The following is a 16,619-nucleotide window of genomic DNA, read 5'->3' as shown; positions in this document are numbered from 1 at the left end:
CCATCGCGGGGCCACCCAGGACCGGCAGATGCCGACCGAGCAATCAGGACTCCAAAGCCACTAGGCAGAAGAAACTAGCCGAGCCTGCACTCCAAGGAAGAGTGCCCAGTGGATTGGTAACGCAAATGGCGTGCTCGCCGATCGCGGCGGCTAGCGGACGACCTCTCTAATGGAGGGAGCCGACCCGGGAGAGAATCGGACGAAATCGGCCTCCAACCCGAGAAGTGCCGCTATGGTGGCGGCTACCTGTCCCTGTTTGATGGCCTTTCCGCCGCGGATCTCGCCAAGATGCGGGGTGTCAGGGCCAAGCACCGCCACCCAGATGTCCTCGGCGCCGTCGACCCGCTCCCCGTGCGACGTCCAGTCATCCCCACCGCTCCCGCGCCCGTGGTCGGTCGTGATGATGAACGTCGTCTTGCCGCGGTACTGCCGCATCCCCTGCATGTACCGCCAGAGGTCGGCGATGAAGGCGTCCACCGCGTGCGCCGAACGGAGCGTGAGGTCGTAGCGCCGCGCATGCGCCCATTCGTCCGTCTCGCCGTAGCCCACGAACAGCACCCGCGGCTGCTTGAGCCGGATGTACTCCTTGGTCGCGAGCTGCATCGGCGCGTCGAACGCGACCTCGTCCCAGTAGCGCAGGCTCGTGCGATAGAGCTCGTTGACCATCGCGCGCCGCGGGTCGCGACCCTGCGCTCCCGGGAAGGGCTCCTCCCATCCATCGAGCACGTCGATCCCGGCGCGCGCCTCATTGATCACGTTGCTGATGACATCCCAGGTGGCGATCGCCCCGACCTTCCCGCGGAAGCGCGGCTGCCTGGCGAGCCACTCGAGGACGGTGACGTTGGGATTGGCGGGATAGCCGTTGCTGTCGATCCGCGGATCGAAGAAGCCGGTGAGGAGCTCCGAGTATCCCGGATACGAGAACTTGTAGGTGTTGGTGATGCGGGCCACGCTGCCCACGTCCTGGTTCCCGAAGAGCGCGCCCTTCGCGGCGACCTCGCCCCAGAGGAACGGGAACAACCGAGCGCGCCGCTCCTTCGGGTCGTCGCGCCAGAACTCACGGATGAGCTCGGTCGTGTCGCCGACGCCGCCGAGCGCGCGACTCATCAAGCGCCGCTCTGGTCCGCGATACAGATCCTGCCATCGCAGCCCGTCGGTGACGATGAGCACGACGTTCTCCGTCCGGCGCTGGGCGGCGGCCGACGAACCGGGGATCGCGAGGGAGACGAGCGCCGACACGACAAGTGCGGCGGCGATGCCGCGCGGACGACGGATCATTCGTACTTCCAGTTGCGGGATTTTCCCTCGGCGAGCCACTCGAGCGTCGTCGCGAGGCGCCGTGCACGCGTCGCATCGGTCTTCGCCTCGGTGATCCACTCGATGTAGTCGCGCCGGTGGCTGGGGGAGAAGGCCTCGAACGTCTGCCTGGCCTTCGCGTCGCGACCGAGGGCGGCCGCGAGGTCCTTCGGGACGGGGAGCGGCTTGCGGGGGGCGGCCTTCTTCTTGGCGACCCGCTTCACCCCCGCCTCGTTGAGCCGCATCGCGGCCTTCACGAGTGCCATGAGACGGGTCTTCGACGGCAGGTCCTTGAGCGACCCGATGCGGCCGAAGTCGCCCATCACCGCGCCGTGCTGGTCCGTGACGCCGGCGAGCTGCCGTCCGCGCCAGAACCCGAAGGCGCAGTGCGCCTTGAAGGCCGCCATGCTGCAGAGGATGCTCCCGCGATACATGAAGTTCGGGAAGCTCCACTTGATGGTCTCCTCCACCTCGGGGCAAGCGGCGTGCACGATCGCCCGCAGATGCCCCAGGATCGGCACGGCGAAGGGCTGGGCCTTCGCGATGTAGGCGTCGATGCGCTCGTCCCGGCTCGCCATGCGGTGCTCCGATGTGGGTCGGGGGAGAGCTACGAGTCCCGGGCACGGGTGTCAACGCGTCGCCGTCGCGCTTGCGTATCGGTGTGGTGCCCCCATACGGTTCCGCCATGCCCCATCGCCCCTCGCGTTCCCGCCTGCTGCTGGCGACGCTCGTCGCCCTCGCGACCGCGCCGGCGCTTCACGCGCAGCAGTTCATGGGCACCGTGGTCCTCCCCGACGGCGCGACGCCGGTCGCCGGGGTCCTCGTCGTCGTCTCGGACTCGGCGGGCCGCGAGGTCGCGCAGGGCGTGAGCGGCGTCGAGGGGCGGTTCGCACTCTTCGTCGATTCGGCGCGCACGCTCACGCTCACCCTGCACCGCACGGGTTTCGCGCCGACGGTCGCCGCGACGCGACGGCTCGCCGGCGATGAGGTCGCGGACCTCGTGGCGGTGCTCGGCGCGACGCCCATCCGCATCCCGGCGCTGCGCCGTGGCGCGACGACCTGCGGGCGTGGCAACGCCGAGGAGCGCGCGGGGCTCGCGACCGCGCTCGGCGAGGTGCGGAAGGTGCTGCTCGCGGCGCAGTCGATGATCGCGCGCAACGACGTGAGCACGCGCTTCGCGACCTTCGAGCACCGGGTGGCCAAGACCGGCGAGGACACGCTCCGCTCGGTGATGCGCCGCGGGACGGGCGCCTTGCCGTCCCTGTTCCGTGCAACCACCTCGGAGGAGCTCGAGGCGGGCGGGTTCTTCGCGACCATCGGTGGGGAACGCGTCTTCCGCGCGCCGGAACCGGCGTTGCTCGCCTCGGAGTGGTTCACGTCCACGCACTGCTTCACCGCGCAACCGCAGGGCGACAGCGTCGTGCGTCTCGCGTTCCGGCCGGCGCGCGAGCGGCGCGGCCTGGTCGACCTCGAAGGGGCGTACGTGCTCGAGGCGCGCACCCTCGCGCTCCAGCGCGTGGAGTTCACATACCAGGGATTGCGCGACGAGGAGCGGTTGGCCGCCGCGGGTGGTGTGCTCGAGTTCCTCCCGCTCACCAACGGCGACTGGCTCGTCACGCGCTGGTACCACCGCTTCCCGCTGCTCGGCTACCGCACGAGCGACGGTGCGACGACGCTGGTGCGCACCTCCATGACGCTCATCGACATCGTGGGGCATCGCGTGAGCGGCGGGCGGGTGCTCGCCGTGCTGCATGAGCAGGCGCCCCTCATGCGCGCCGACCCCGTGGAGGGCGCGCTCGCCACGAGCGAGTTCGGCCGCGCCTGCGCGGAGCGCCTCGGGCGGCAGAACACCGGCGCGGCCCGCGGCGTGCTCGCCCAGGTCGATTCGGAGTCGGTGAGCGGGATCCTCGTGCGCGTCACGTGGGATGAGCCGGTGGTGGTGGACCGCACGCTCTTCACCAAGCGCGAGCATCTGCGCGAGGCGTTCACCGACGAGCGCGGCGGGTTCCTGGTGTGCGACCTCCCGGCGCGGCGCGACCTCACGCTGCGCTGGGAGGCACGCGGTCAGGAGCGCACGATCCCCTTCACGCTCCCCGCCGCCGGGACGATCGTCACCGTATCGCGCTCGCCGGCGCCCTGAGCAGCGCCTCGTAGGCCTTCCACCGCGCGTCGGGTTCGGCGCCGGCCCTGGCCTCGACCCACTGCTGCACGCGATCGCGGCCGTAGTTGTAGTTGATCACGTAGCTGCGGTAGGTGTCGATGAACCGCACCGTCTTGGCCGCGGCGTCCGGCGTGCTCAGCCAATAGCGGGCCATCGCCGCCTCGGCGCCGGCGCGGTCGAGCTGGCCGCCGAGGTAGCGCCTCGCGACCTCGTTCCGGGCGTAGTTGAGGCGCTCGTTGATGCGGCTCACGCGCGCGTTCGTCTCGGCGAGCGACGGGTCGAGTCCCGCGAGCGGAAAGAGCGAGTCGCGCTCGAACGCGAGGCGCTCCGCCGCCGGGAAGGCCATGTCGATACCGAGGTTGGCGCTCCCTTCGGCGATGAGCGACTGCGGCGAGTAGAGCGGATAGAGCGAGAACTCCACCCACCCCTTCCCGTCCACGAGCGTCTCCTCGATGAGCGCGTTGTAGACGTGATGCCCGGGATAGCCCTCGTGACAGGCGAGGTCGAGCGCGCGGTCGATCGCGATCGGGAGATCGGTGTTGACCTGGATGAGCGAGTGGTAGCGCCCCTTGTACCAGTTGTAGGCGTTCCAGCTGGTGCCCTGCACGTACTCGAGGTCGAAGCGCTCGTTGGGCGGGAGCAGGAGGTGCCGCTGCGTCCGCGCGCGGCACTCGGCGATGGCGCGCTTGAAGACGGTGTCGACCCTCGCGGGCGGGATGGTGACGCGCGCGCGGAAGCGCTGCAGCCGCGCGGCGAGCGGTTCGCGACCGGGAAGCAGCGCATCGAGTTCGGCGAGGAGCGAATCGAAGTAGGTATCGGGATACGTGGGTGGAACGGCCCCGAAGAGGGCGCGCGCCTCGTCGTCGAAGGCAAGCGTGTCCCCTTCGAGGAAGCGGGCGCGCGCGATCATCGCGGTGACCTGGCCGCGGAGGTTCGCATGGCGGAGGCGCGTGAGGCTGTCGCGCTTGACCCCGGTGGAATCCCCGATGAAGGCGAGGAGCGACTCGGCCACGACGCGGATCGCCGGAACGTCGAGCGAATCGCCGATGCGCTCGCCGATCGCCTTGAGCGTGTCGGGCCCGTAGTACGCGTCCACGTAGGCGGGGTCGTGCTTGCCGAGGGCGATGCCGAGGATGACGAAGCGGCGCGCGGCCGCATCGAGGTCCACCGGGCGCTTGGCGAAGTAGATGACGACGCCGAGGAGGAGCAGGACGGGGAGGAGCAGTCTGGGGCGCATGCGGGGAAGGTAGGGTCGCCCCCGGGAGGCGCGCGAGTCCGGTCGGTGGTACGTTCTGCCCCATGGACCGCCGATCCTTCGTCGCCGCCCTGAGCGGCACCCCCGTCGTCCTCGACGCCGGCGCGACCGCGCTGCTCCGCGAGGCCAATCTCGCCGTCCTCGGCCGCTCCGCGCGCGCCGTGGCCGAGGACGAGAGCTACTGGCTCCGCGTCCGGGCCGCCTTCTCGCTCGACGCCAACCACGTGAACCTCAACTCGGGGAGCGTCAGCCCCGCGCCGCGCGTCGTCTCCGACGCGATGCAGCGCTACTGGACGCTCACGAACATGAGCCCGTCCTACTACGTGGACGAGATGCTCTACCCCGAGGTGGAGCTCGTGCGCCGTCGCCTCGCCGCGGTCCTCGGCTGCAGCACCGACGAGCTCGCGCTCACGCGCAACACCAGCGAGTCGCTGCAGATCGCGCAGCTCGGGCTCCCCCTGCAGCGCGGCGACGAGATCGTGAGCACCACGCAGGACTATCCGCGGATGATCACCGCCTGGCGGCAGCGCGAGCGGCGCGACGGCGTGGTGCTCAAGCTCGTGAGCTTCCCCACCCCGCCGCCGTCGATGGACACGCTGTACGATCGCGTCTTCTCGGCGGTCACGGCGCGGACGAAGGTGATCCACATCTGCCACATGACGTACACGACGGGGCAGATCTTCCCGGTGAAGCGCATCTGCGACGAGGCGCGCCGCCGCGGGATCGTCACCATCGTGGACGGCGGGCACACCTTCGCGCACTTCCCCTTCACCATCGCCGACCTCGGGTGCGACGTCTACGGTTCGTCGCTGCACAAGTGGCTCTGCGCGCCGGTGGGGAACGGGTTGCTCTACGTGCGCCAGCCACTGATCGAGCGGATCTGGCCGCTCATGGCCGCCGACCCGGGGCAGGACAAGGACATCCGGAAGTTCGAGTCGATCGGGACGTATCCGATCTCGCTCCGCACCGCGCTCTCCGATGCACTCGCGTTCCATGAGGAGATCGGCGCCGAGCGGAAAGCCGAGCGCTTGCGCTACCTGCGCGAGCGCTGGATGCGGGCCGTGGAGTCGGTGCCGGGCGTGAAGCTCCTCACGAGCTTCGACCCGGCGCAGGCCTGCGCGCTCGGCGCGATGTCACTCGAGGGCGTCGGCGCGCAGCGGCTCACGGAAGACCTGCAGCGGCGGTGGCGCATCCATGTGCGCCCGCGGTTCGTCGCGAACGAGTTCGAGTGCATCCGCGTGACGCCGAACGTCTTCACCAAGCTCGACGAGATCGACCTCTTCATCGAAGCCGTACGTACCCTCGCCGCGGAGCGCCGATAGATGTCCAAGGGACCGATCTCGCGAAAGGAGTTCTTCGGATTGAGCGCGGTGCTCGCCGGCGCCCTCGGCGCCTCGCGGTTGCCGGCGCTCCCGGCCCCGTGGCGTGCCGACCCCGGGCCGCCACAGCCGGTGCGCGGCGGCGGGATCGAGGCGGACCTCATCGTCGTGAACGCGCGCGTGCTGACGCAGGACGCGGCGCTGCCGCGCGCCGAGGCGTTCGCGGTGAAGGAGGGCCGCTTCCTCGCGGTGGGCTCGAATGCCGACATCCGGAATCTCGCGACCTCCCGCACGCGCGTGATCGACGGCGCGCGGATGTGCGTCGTGCCGGGGTTCATCGACTGCCACAGCCACCCGAGCGGCGTGTCGGAGCTGTTCGAGGCGAACGCGAACGTGCGCACCCTCGCGGAGCTGCAGGCGAACCTCCGTGCGCGCGCGGCGACGACACCAGAGGGGACCTGGGTGGTCGGCGCGATGTTCGACGACACCAAGCTCGACGTGCCGCTCACCATGGCGCACCTCGATGCGGTCTCCACGCGACACCCCATCGCGGTGAACCACCGCGGCGGGCATACGAGCTTCTACAACGCGAAGGCGTTCGAGCTCGCGGGCGTCACGCGGGAGACGCCGGACCCGGACCACGGCCGCTTCTTCCGCGACGCGAGCGGCGCGCACAACGGCCGCGTGGCGGAGCTGGCGCGCAACGTCTTCACCCGCGTCGGCACGCGGGAGCGGTTCACGCCGGAGCAGCAGCGGGACCGCGCGCGGCAGGGGATGGCGCACATCTCCAAGCTCATGACCGCCGCCGGACTCACCACGGTGCACTCGGCGGGTTCCAACAGCGCCTCGATCAAGGCGTACGAGGATGCGCGCGCCGAGGGGTCGCTGCGCCATCGCGCGTACCTGATGATCCGCGGCGCGTACACGCAGCTCCGGGATGCGGGCATCCACACCGGCTTCGGCGACGACGTGATCCGCATCGGCGGGGTGAAGTACGCGGCCGACGGCTCGGCCTCCGAGCGGACGATGCTCATGAGCACGCCGTACGTGGGCACGACCGACCACGGCATCCAGACGATGACGCAGCAGGAGATCCACGACGCGGTGGACGACGCGCAGCGCAACAACTGGCAGGTGGGGATCCACGCGAACGGCGACACGGCGATCGAGATGGTCCTGAACGCCTACGAGCGGGCCGCGGCGCAGTGGCCCCGGTCGGACCGCCGGCACCGGATCGAGCACTGCTCGCTGGTCACGCCGTCCATCCTCTCACGGATCGCGAAGGGCGGGATCATCCCGACGCCGTTCTGGACCTACGCCTACTACCATGGCGAGAAGTGGGAGCAGTACGGCGACGAGAAGATGCGGATGATGTTCGCGCACCGGTCGTTCCTCGACGCGGGGATCCGCGTGGTGGGCGCGAGCGACTACGGGCCGGGGCCGTTCGAGCCGCTGATGGCGCTGCAGTCGATGGTGACGCGGAAGGACTATCGCGGGAAGGAGTGGGGCCCCAACCAGAAGGTGACGCTCGACGAGGCGTTGCTGATCACGACGCGGAACGGCGCCTATGCCTCATACGAGGAGCGGACCAAGGGGACGATCACTGCGGGGAAGCTCGCGGACTTCGTGATCCTCGAGAAGGACCCGCACGACGTGCCGCCCGACACGATCAAGGACATCAAGGTCGTGCGGACGGTGGTCGGCGGGCGGACGGTGCATCCGGAGCTCGAGCCGGCGGGGTGACCTTCCACACCCGCACGACGACCTCTCCTTCCTCCGTCTCGACGTTCTCGATCGCGACACCGGGCTTCACCAGCGCTATCAGCATCTGACTGAATCGCCCGGACCAGACGATCTTGCCCGCCACCGGATCCAGAACCTCGATGATCGAGTCGAATCGACGACCCAACTCTCCGGTGCTCGGCATGCCTCCTTCGCGCCCGGTCGCCGCGGCCGGGGCCCAGGCAGCGTCCGCCACGGAGATGAGCGTCCAGACGAGGCCCGACTCGTCCACTGCGATCGACATCAGCCGTGGAGGTGGTGGTCGTTGATCCGAGCGGCTGTTCCAACTGGTCCACGGTTGGAACCACTCCGCGTCTCTGCTCAGCGTGCGATTCAATTGACCATCCGACGTCCAGATCTCGAGCTCGTACTGATTGACTTTCGCGCTGATGAAGCCCGCGGGGCCGTATGGAGCCACGGCCCGCTGACTCGACCAGGCGCTGACCACGGAGGCGCGCGCGGGCAGTCCGAAGGACCGTTCGATGCTCCCATCGGCCCCGAGGATATGGAACGGCTGTCCGTATGCATCCGCGGAGTTGACGCTCCCAACCGCGAGTCGCTTGCGATCACGTAGCGTGATCATTCGAGAGACCGTCATGAGATCGGGAAGTGCCTGCGTGCGAAGGTGGCGACCGTCCGCAGCGAAGGTCCAATGGGCGTTCCCGAACGCGTGGAGCGTGTCGCCGCGTGACGGCAGGATCGCGTTGATGAAGAGGAACTCGCCTGGCGCCTGCCCCCGCCTGCCGAGGGTGCGCAAGTAGCGCCCAGCGCTATCGAACACACGGACACCAAGAGTGCCGAAGGGGTCGTTGAAATAGTACCGGTCGCGTTCGTCCTGCTGGAACGCGAATGGCGAAACGAGCGCGACGGCCGTGTCCGGTACCCGAAGATCCAGCGGATCAACGAGCCGAAGCTCGCAGCTGACGCACGTCGCTCCGGCACCGCGCACTGTCACCAGCTGCTGTGCGTTCGCCGATCCAAGGGAAATCGACGCGATTGCGCACCACGAAGCGACCATGGCACGAGACAGAGGGTGAAGCGCGCGGTGCGGAGTGAGATGCATGGTCACCTCAGCAACGAGGATATCACGGACTCGTCGAGCACGATGTGCGCGACGATGCGGCCGCCGCAACCGCGGAGCTGGATCGCGCCACGCTGGGGAACGAACTGCACCCGCGCTGGCAGCTCCTTGAGGAGAATGGTGATCGCTTCGAAGTCACCCCCATTCACGATCTGCTCGATCGCGAGCAGATCGACATCATTCTCCTCTTCCGGCTCGCATCCGCCGTGATAGTCGCCGCAGATCCCAGGACCCCAGCCCGCGTGCTCATAGGTCCTGTCGAACAACGCTCCAGGACTCTGGAACGAGTGCCCCCATCCACCGCCGCCTTCCATGTCCTGGCAGAAGGCGCAAGGCGGGGCCTGTGCGGCCGCCGCGGACGCCGTCGCCGAAAGGCCCAGCGTCAGTAGACCGATGACGATCGAGAGTGACTTGCCGAACGTGTGCATGTTCCCTCCCCGAGCGTTCAGTTGATCGTTCGCGCCTCCAGAGCACCACAGCGCGGGTCCACAGTGAGAGGGGGGGGGGGGGGAATCACGCAATACTGGAAACCCCTACATGCCGCGCTCCGCGCGGCACCTCAGCGCGCGATCGGGTCCGCCGCCACCCCTTCGCGCGTGATGCGCACCGGTTCGATCCGCCCGCGCGCATCGAACCGCAGCTCGTCGAGGCTCACCACGCGATGATCGCGGTCAGTCTCGCCGAGCGGGCGGCGATGGTAGGCGATGTACCACTTGCCCGACGGCGAGTGCAGTACCGAGTGGTGCCCCGCCCCGGTCGCGACGGTGGAGTCCTGCTGGAGGATCTTCCCGATGCGCTCGAAGGGACCGAGCGGCGAGTCGCCGATCGCGTACGCCACGGCGTAGTTCGGGCCGGTCCAGCCGCCCTCCGACCACATGAAGTAGTACTTGCCGTCCTTGATGAGCATGAACGCGCCCTCCACGTACCCGGTGGGCGTGATCTCCTTGTACAGCGTGCCGTCGGCGAAGGGGACGATCGCGGTGAAGTCGGCATTCAATCGCGCGATGTTGCAGTGCCGCCAGCCGCCGTACACGATGTACCACTGCCCGTCCGCCGGGTCGCGGAAGACCATCTGGTCGATCGGCTGGGCGCCGTTGTGGAACTTGTCGATGAGCGGCTTGCCGAGGTGGTCGACGAACGGCCCGCCGGGCGAGCGCGAGCGCGCCACGCCGATGCCACCCGGCTGGGTGTCGCTCTGGATGTCGTTCGCGCCGAAGAAGAGATAGTACCAGCCGTCCTTCTCCACGATCGACGGCGCCCACATCGCGCGCTTCGCCCACTTCACGGCGGCGGTATCGATGATCCGCTCGTGCTTCGTCCAGGTGATGAGGTCACGGGACGAGAAGGCATCCATGAAGACCTGCTGGCCGTAGCGCGCCGAGTAGGTGGGATGGATCCAGTACTCGCCGGCGAAGACGTGGGCCTCGGGGTCGGCGTACCAGCCGGGGAGGATGGGATTCCCCGCGCGGGGCTGGTGCGCCGCGGCGGCGGCGAGCGAGGCGACGAGGAGCAGGGCGGCAACGGCAGGCTTGGCGGTCATGCGCCGAATCTACCGCGTCAGCCCCGCAACCGTGCGATGATCCCGTCGAGGTCCTCGATGGGTGCCACCGGCACGCTCGTCGCCGACGGGAGCGCGAGCAGCGCGAAGTGGCACGCCGCGGCTCCGGAGATGGCGCGCGCCGCGTCGGCGTAGACCGCGGCCTGCACGCGGTACCGCTCCGCGAGCGCATCGACGGAGGCGGTGCTGTTCTTGAGGTCGAGGATGCGCACCGTGTCGCCCTCGACGGCCGCGAGGTCGAACGCGCCGTTGATCGCGGTGCCGTCAGGCCGGATGCGCATGAACGCGAGCTCGCGTCGCGCGCTCGGCATCGCGACGAGGGCGCGCCAGGCCGGCGCGCGCTGGGCCGCCTCCACGCGCACGCGCAGGAACACGCGGTACTGACGGCCGAGATCGCTCTCGGCGTCGGGCGCGTCCTCGTCCCAGCGCGCGATCGCCTGCTCGAGGAGCAGGTCGAGTTCGAGTTCGCCATCGCCGATGCGTTCGAGCACGTCGTGCACCACCTGGCCGGCGACGACCGCGCGCCCGCTGCGCGAGCCGTCCTGCCCGAGCAGTGCGGGATCGAAGCGGGTCACGTAGGTGCGCCGCCACTGCTGCGGATCGCGCGCGAACGTCATGAGCTGCGTGGCCGAGAGCCGCGTCGACCCGGCGGGCACCGCATGCGGCGCTGGCGGCAGCGAGAGCACGGGGCGCGGGGTCGCCTCCACCGGGAGCGGCACCGCGTCGGCGGCCGGACCGAGCAGCTGGACGCGGGCGTGGTAGGTGACCCCGGCGCGGCTCGCATAGGTCACCTCCGACGCGGTGCCGAGCGCGGGCAGCGCTCCACGCAGCCGCACCGCGACCGACTCCCCCTTGAGCTCGCCGAGCGGGATCCCCGTCACGATGAGCAGTTCCTTGGCGCGCGTCGTCGCGACGTACCAGAGGCGCCGCGCCTCGGCGTCCGACTCGAGGAGCTCCTGCGCCTTCACCGCCTCGTGCTCCGGATCCTTCGTCCCCGATTCCTCATCCGAGGCGTCGTCCGACTTGATGGCGAACCGATCACGCCCCTTGAGGAAGGCGTCGGTGCTGGCCTGACGCTGCCGCGCGAGGTCGGCCCAGATCACGACCGGCCACTCGAGCCCCTTCGCGCCGTGGACCGAGGTGATCGTGACCACGTCGCCGCTCTCGCCGTACAGGCGCTCCGGCGCCTCCTTGTCCGCGCGCTCGCGCGCCTCCTCGATCTCGCGGAGGAACTCGCCGAGGGACTGCTCCGGGGTGGCGGTCGCGAGCCGCACGAGCTTGCGCAGGTTGGCGAGGCGCTGCGCACCGTCGGCCATGAGCGCGGCGGCCGCGGCGTACCCGGACTCCTCGAGCAGCCGCTGCAGCAGTTCGTGCGTCGGCAGGCGGTCGCGCAACGGCGCGAAGCGCGCGAGCAGCGCCTGCGCGCGCGCGAGCAGCTCGCGCTCGTGCGGCACGTCGGCGAGCACCGGCGCGATCGCGTGCGCGTGCGCGGCGGCGTCCCGCGCGCGGGCGAGGGCGAACAGGGTGTCGTCGCGCACGCCGACGAACGGACTGCGCAGGAGCCCCACCATCGCCACGTCATCGGAGGGATCGCGGATCACGCGGAGCGCGAGCACGGCGTCGAGCACCTCGCGCGCCTCCCAGAAGCCCTCGCCGCGGCGCACGTAGACGGGCACCCCGGCCGACCGGAGCGCGGTCGCGTAGCGATCCACGTCCGACCACGAGACGAGGAGCACCGCGATCTCGCGCCACGCGCGCCCGGCGTCGCGGAGCGCGCGCACGCGCGCGGCGATCCCCGCGGCCTCGAGCGTGCGCACCTCGTCGACCTTGCGCGCCTTGTCCTTCTCCCCCGCGGGCACGAGGAGCAGCTCGACCGCATGATCACCCTCGTGCCCCGGCGCGCGCGCGTCCAGCGGCCGGTAGTCCACTTCGAACGGCTGCCGCCCGAGCTCGGGCGATACCGGCGCATCGAGCTCGGGACCGATGACCGCGTCGACGAAGCCGAGGATGGCGGCCTTGCTGCGGAAGTTCTCGGCGAGCTCCACCACCGTGCCGTCGCCGGCACGGAAGCGGCTCGCGACGCCGTTCCACACGGTCACGTCGGCGCGACGGAAGCGATAGATGCTCTGCTTGGGGTCGCCGACGAGGATGAGGCGGGCGGGATCCGGATCGCCGGCGGCCGCGAGGCCCCCGAGGCGTTCGGCGATGTCGCGCTGCACGGGGTCCACGTCCTGGAACTCGTCCACGACGAGGAGCCGGATGCGCCGCTGCGCCGCGCGCCGCACCTCGTCGTCGAGGAGGAGGTCGCGCGTGGCGACGATCATCCGGTCGAAGTCGAGCTCGCCGCGCGCGTCGAGTTCGGCGGTGTGCGCCTCGGCGACGCGCTGGGCGAGCGCGAGGAGGGCGCGCTCATGCGCCCGCAGCAGATGGTGGTGCGCCGCCCATCGCGCGAGGCGGTCGGTGTCCTCCGAGGCGGCGACGAGCCATTCGGTGATCTGCTTGAGACGGCGGCCGCCGAGCAGGGCGTCGAGTCCCGGGACATCGCCCCTGTCGAGCGCCGCGTGCAGCACGGCGCGCACGCTGTCGGCACGGAGGACGGCCGCCTCGCCCTCGGTGATCACGGTGCGCCCGGGCCGGGTGCGCGCGCGGAGCGCGAAGTCGCGCAACAGGTCGGCGCAGAAGCCGTGGATGGTGCCGATGCGCGCCGCATCCACGTCCGACGCGAGCTCGGCGTGGCCCGCCGCGCGCAGCGCACCGCGCAGCTTCCGCTGGAGATCGGCGGCCGCCTGGTTGGTGAAGGTGATCGCCGCGAGCTGCTCGAAGGTGAGCGGATGCGCGACCGGCGCGACCGGTCCGCCCTCGGCGTGCACGGTGACGCCGAGCTGGTGACAGAGCGCCTGCACGACGGTCGTCGTCTTGCCGGAGCCGGCGCCCGCATCGACGAGCAGGTGTCCGGGCGTCTCGAGGACGGCGCGCTGTGCCCGCGTGAGAGGACGCGTCACTTGACGTCCTTGGGGCCGCCCGGCACCCGGCAGATGTCGCGCGCCGGACAGTACTTCGAGCAGCCGGCGCTCGGCGTGTACGCGGCCGGCAGTTCACCGCGTCGCACCTGCGCGATCCGTTCCCCGGCGGCGTCGAGCGCGCGCGCGAGCTTCTCCTCGGCGTCCGGCGCATCCTGGATCTCGTCGCCCTTCATGGGCGCGAGCACCAACTGATGGACCGCCTTCGCCCCGCGGATGATGCGGTACTCCATCCGAGCGAGCTGGTCGCCGGGGCGCAACGCGCGCAGCGCGGCCGCGTAGAGCGGCACCTGCAGCACGATGCCGTCGTCCCATCCCTTCGCGTTGCCGGCGGCGGGGGTGGAGTACCTGGAGCTCTTGTAGTCGATCGCCGCGACGTAGCGCTCCGCATCGGGGACCCGCTCGTCCACGCCGCGATCGACGCGGTCCACCTTGCCGCGCAGGCGGAAGCTGACCCCGCCGCCCTGCAGTGCGACGTCGTCGAAGGCGAACTCGCCCTCGACCGCGCCGGTCCGGACGTTGGCGCGCGGTTTCGTCGCGCTCTTCGCGTAGGACTTCTCGTTCCACTCGATCTCGAACTCGAGATACCCGCGCAGGTCGTCCGCGAGCTCGGCGAGCGCCGCCGCGCGCGTGGCGATCGGGCCGAGCCAGGTGCCGGTCGCGTCCATCGCGGCCCACGCCTCGTCGAGCGCGGTGCGCAGCAGCGCCTGGGCGCGCGCGGCATCGCCCGCGCGCAGGTGCACCGGCGACCCGAACACGTCAGCCGCCGCGGCGAAGAACCGGTCGAGCGCATCGTGCAGGATCGATCCGCGCGTGGTCGGCTCCATCAGGTCGTCGGCATCGGCGCGGGCCTCGAGCCGCAACTGCCGGTTCGCGAACCAGTGCCAGCGGCACTTGGCCGCCTCCTCGAGCTGCGTCGCCGACCACTGGTAGCGTTCGCCGTAGCGCGCGCCGAGCTCGGCGACGAGCGCCGGATCCTCGATGCGACCGTTCCACGGCGAGGGCGTCTGATCCCGCGCATCCTCCCGCGCCGCCGCGCCCGTCGCGATCGAGAGCGCCGCGGCATCGCGCACCACGGGGAAGCCGGGCACGAGCTGCTCGTGCGTGGGGATCGCGACCAGGAGGCCGCGCGCCGTGAGCGCCTCGTCCGGCGACTCGCGGTCGAGGATCCCCTCGCGTCGCGCGAGCACGGCCACCGCCTCATCGACGTACGCCGAGCGCGCGACCTCGCGTCCCTCCGCGTCCATGGCGGGCCAACTGAGCGTGAGCGACTCGCGCGCCCCCGCGCACAGCACGCGGAAGAGCGCGCGTTCGCGCTCGCGCCAAGCATCGACGGGGTCGAGCGCGAGTCCCGCTTCCGCGAGCGCGCGGCGTTCGGCAGGATCGAAGAGCGGTCCGGGCGAGGGACGCCGCGGGAACGCGCCGGACGAGAGCCCCACGACGAAGACGTGCGCGACGCTACGCCATCCGGCCGCGAGGGCTTCGGCGACGATCACGCCGAAGTCGGTCGACGGCGCGGTGATGAGGTCCTGCGCGAGCATCAGATGGAAGCGATCGGCGAAGGCCCGCGCATCGAGCACCGCCGACTGGTGGCCGAAGTCGTGCGTGGCCTTCCGCCAGGTGGCGGCGAGTTCGGCGATCGCGTCGCGCGCGCGCAGGTCCGTGCGCCAGACCTCCTCGTCGTCGCAGGGCGCGGCGAGTCGCTCCCCGATGCCCCACTCGCCGTCCTCGAGCGTGCGCACGACCCAGCCGCACCAGGCCCCGAGGTCGCGCCGCTCGGCGAGCGGGGCGAGCCGCGGCGCGAGGCGGGCCCAGGCTTCGACGGTGCTGCGGATGCGCTCCAGCGGCGGCAACGCGGTACGGCGCTCCTCGCCGTCCTCCTCGCCGCGCGCCCGTGCCTCGGCGCGGGCGAGCAGCTGCGCGAGCGCGTCGCGCCATCCGTCGAGCGACCCCATCGCGCTCGCGTAGCCGACGTGATTCACCACGAGCGGATCGAGCCCGGTGCGGAGCAACGGATGCTCGGCGAGCTCCGCGATGCTGTGCCGCGACCACGACTCCGCCGCGGCGCGCAGGAGCGCCGTCAGCGCACGGCCCGGCGCGGTATGGCCGAGCGCGGTGCGACGCCGCGCGGTGACCGGCACGCCGAGTCGTCCGAGCGCCGCGGCGATGGCATCGACGGCAGGGCGCGCCTCGCGCGCGATCACGGCGACCTCGCGCGCGGGCACGCCGGCATCGAGCAGGGCTCGCACCCGCACCGCGATGTGCTCGATCTCGCGCGCCGCATCCGGTGCCTCGAGCAGCTGCACGGCCACGCCGCCGCGCGGGGTCGCGTCGGTGAAGAGCGCGTCGGCGAATGGCAGCGCCGCATCCACCGCCTCCTGCGTCGGCGTCGCGAGCGCCGACGCCACCGCGAGCGGCGCGGAGGTGAGGATCTCCACGCGGTCGATCGCCGACGACGCTTCGAGCGCCCGCAGCAGCGGCCGCCATCCGCCGCGCAGGTCCGCGAGTCCGACGAGACGGATCTCGCGCCGCTTGCCGAGCCGCATGGCGAAGCCCTCCGGATCCTCGGCGATCACGCGCGCGAGTAGCACCTTGGCATCGCGACCGTCCACGCGACGCTCGCGCGCGAGCGCCGCCTCCCACTCGGCGAACACCGTGCCGAGCACCGCCGCGCGCGCGCGCGACGGAGCGTCGGTGGCGGTCGCGTCGAGCGCCCGCCGGAGCTCGGCGACGGAGATCCCCTCGGCGACGACCTCCCCGATGAACCGGTCGACCGCGGGGACCCACGCCTCGTAGCCTTGCGTCCCGCCGAGCAGTCCGACCGCATGCTCGGCGAGCAGCACCGAGAGCAGGGCTTCGCGTTCGGCGTCGTTGAGCGGGGCGTCGACCGGCTCCGCGGCCCAGCGCGACTCGATCTCATTGAAGAGACAGATGGGCGCGTCGAACCAGCCGGGCACGCCCCGCTGCGCGGCCAGCCGGATGAGATCGTCGCGCAGGCCGCCCTGCCGGAGCACCACCCACGCCGAGAGCGTGGGCCACGGCTGCTCCGCGCTCGATGGGGCGAGCGGGAAGAGCCCGTCGACCGCGCGCGCGAGCAGCTGCGCCGGATCGAGCAGTCGGGTGACGTGGAGGGTGGCCATCGCGAGG

At 71.0% G+C, this 16,619-nt stretch carries 11 protein-coding genes; 3 read left to right on the top strand and 8 right to left on the bottom strand.

Annotated features, from left to right (window positions below; all coding sequences use genetic code 11):
- Positions 1–150 precede the first annotated feature (150 nt).
- Positions 151–1,278 (bottom strand): alkaline phosphatase family protein, encoded by a 1,128-nt coding sequence (locus IPJ78_06280; protein ID MBK7906160.1) that lies wholly within the window; start codon positions 1,276–1,278, stop codon positions 151–153.
- Entirely contained in the window at positions 1,275–1,874 is a 600-nt protein-coding gene (locus tag IPJ78_06275) for a YdeI/OmpD-associated family protein (GenBank protein MBK7906159.1), read from the bottom strand. Before IPJ78_06275 ends, IPJ78_06280 begins: the two co-directional genes overlap by 4 nt.
- Positions 1,875–1,981: 107 nt before the next feature.
- On the opposite strand from IPJ78_06275, the gene IPJ78_06270 reads away from it, so the two are divergent.
- Positions 1,982–3,436, top strand: coding sequence for a carboxypeptidase regulatory-like domain-containing protein (locus IPJ78_06270; GenBank protein MBK7906158.1), 1,455 nt, complete (start codon positions 1,982–1,984; stop codon positions 3,434–3,436).
- Here the strand turns inward: IPJ78_06270 and IPJ78_06265 are convergent.
- Complete coding sequence (locus IPJ78_06265) at positions 3,408–4,694, bottom strand: hypothetical protein (protein ID MBK7906157.1); 1,287 nt, start codon at positions 4,692–4,694, stop codon at positions 3,408–3,410. The two genes, IPJ78_06270 and IPJ78_06265, sit on opposite strands and share 29 nt — an antisense overlap.
- 179 nt (positions 4,695–4,873) lie before the next feature.
- Between IPJ78_06265 and IPJ78_06260 the strand changes: the two genes are divergently transcribed.
- Positions 4,874–6,034 (top strand): aminotransferase class V-fold PLP-dependent enzyme, encoded by a 1,161-nt coding sequence (locus IPJ78_06260; protein MBK7906156.1) that lies wholly within the window; start codon positions 4,874–4,876, stop codon positions 6,032–6,034.
- Positions 6,035–7,774, top strand: coding sequence for an amidohydrolase (locus IPJ78_06255; GenBank protein MBK7906155.1), 1,740 nt, complete (start codon positions 6,035–6,037; stop codon positions 7,772–7,774). It abuts the gene before it with no gap.
- Here the strand turns inward: IPJ78_06255 and IPJ78_06250 are convergent.
- From IPJ78_06250 to IPJ78_06230, 5 genes are all read right to left on the bottom strand, one after another.
- Entirely contained in the window at positions 7,710–8,876 is a 1,167-nt protein-coding gene (locus IPJ78_06250) for a hypothetical protein (GenBank protein ID MBK7906154.1), read from the bottom strand. The two genes, IPJ78_06255 and IPJ78_06250, sit on opposite strands and share 65 nt — an antisense overlap.
- A 2-nt stretch (positions 8,877–8,878) precedes the next feature.
- Entirely contained in the window at positions 8,879–9,322 is a 444-nt protein-coding gene (locus IPJ78_06245) for a hypothetical protein (GenBank protein MBK7906153.1), read from the bottom strand.
- A 131-nt stretch (positions 9,323–9,453) separates the two neighbouring features.
- Positions 9,454–10,434, bottom strand: coding sequence for a family 43 glycosylhydrolase (locus IPJ78_06240; GenBank protein MBK7906152.1), 981 nt, complete (start codon positions 10,432–10,434; stop codon positions 9,454–9,456).
- 17 nt (positions 10,435–10,451) lie between these two features.
- A complete protein-coding gene (locus tag IPJ78_06235) occupies positions 10,452–13,454 on the bottom strand; it encodes a UvrD-helicase domain-containing protein (protein ID MBK7906151.1) in 3,003 nt (1,000 codons plus the stop codon).
- Positions 13,451–16,612 (bottom strand): PD-(D/E)XK nuclease family protein, encoded by a 3,162-nt coding sequence (locus IPJ78_06230; GenBank protein MBK7906150.1) that lies wholly within the window; start codon positions 16,610–16,612, stop codon positions 13,451–13,453. The genes IPJ78_06235 and IPJ78_06230 overlap by 4 nt, the downstream gene beginning before the upstream one ends.
- Between the last annotated feature and the right edge of the window lie 7 nt (positions 16,613–16,619).

This window comes from Gemmatimonadota bacterium (assembly GCA_016714015.1).
GTDB lineage: Bacteria > Gemmatimonadota > Gemmatimonadetes > Gemmatimonadales > Gemmatimonadaceae > Pseudogemmatithrix.
Note: the sequence above shows the minus strand (reverse complement) of the source record. Positions and strands in the feature narration are given on the sequence as shown.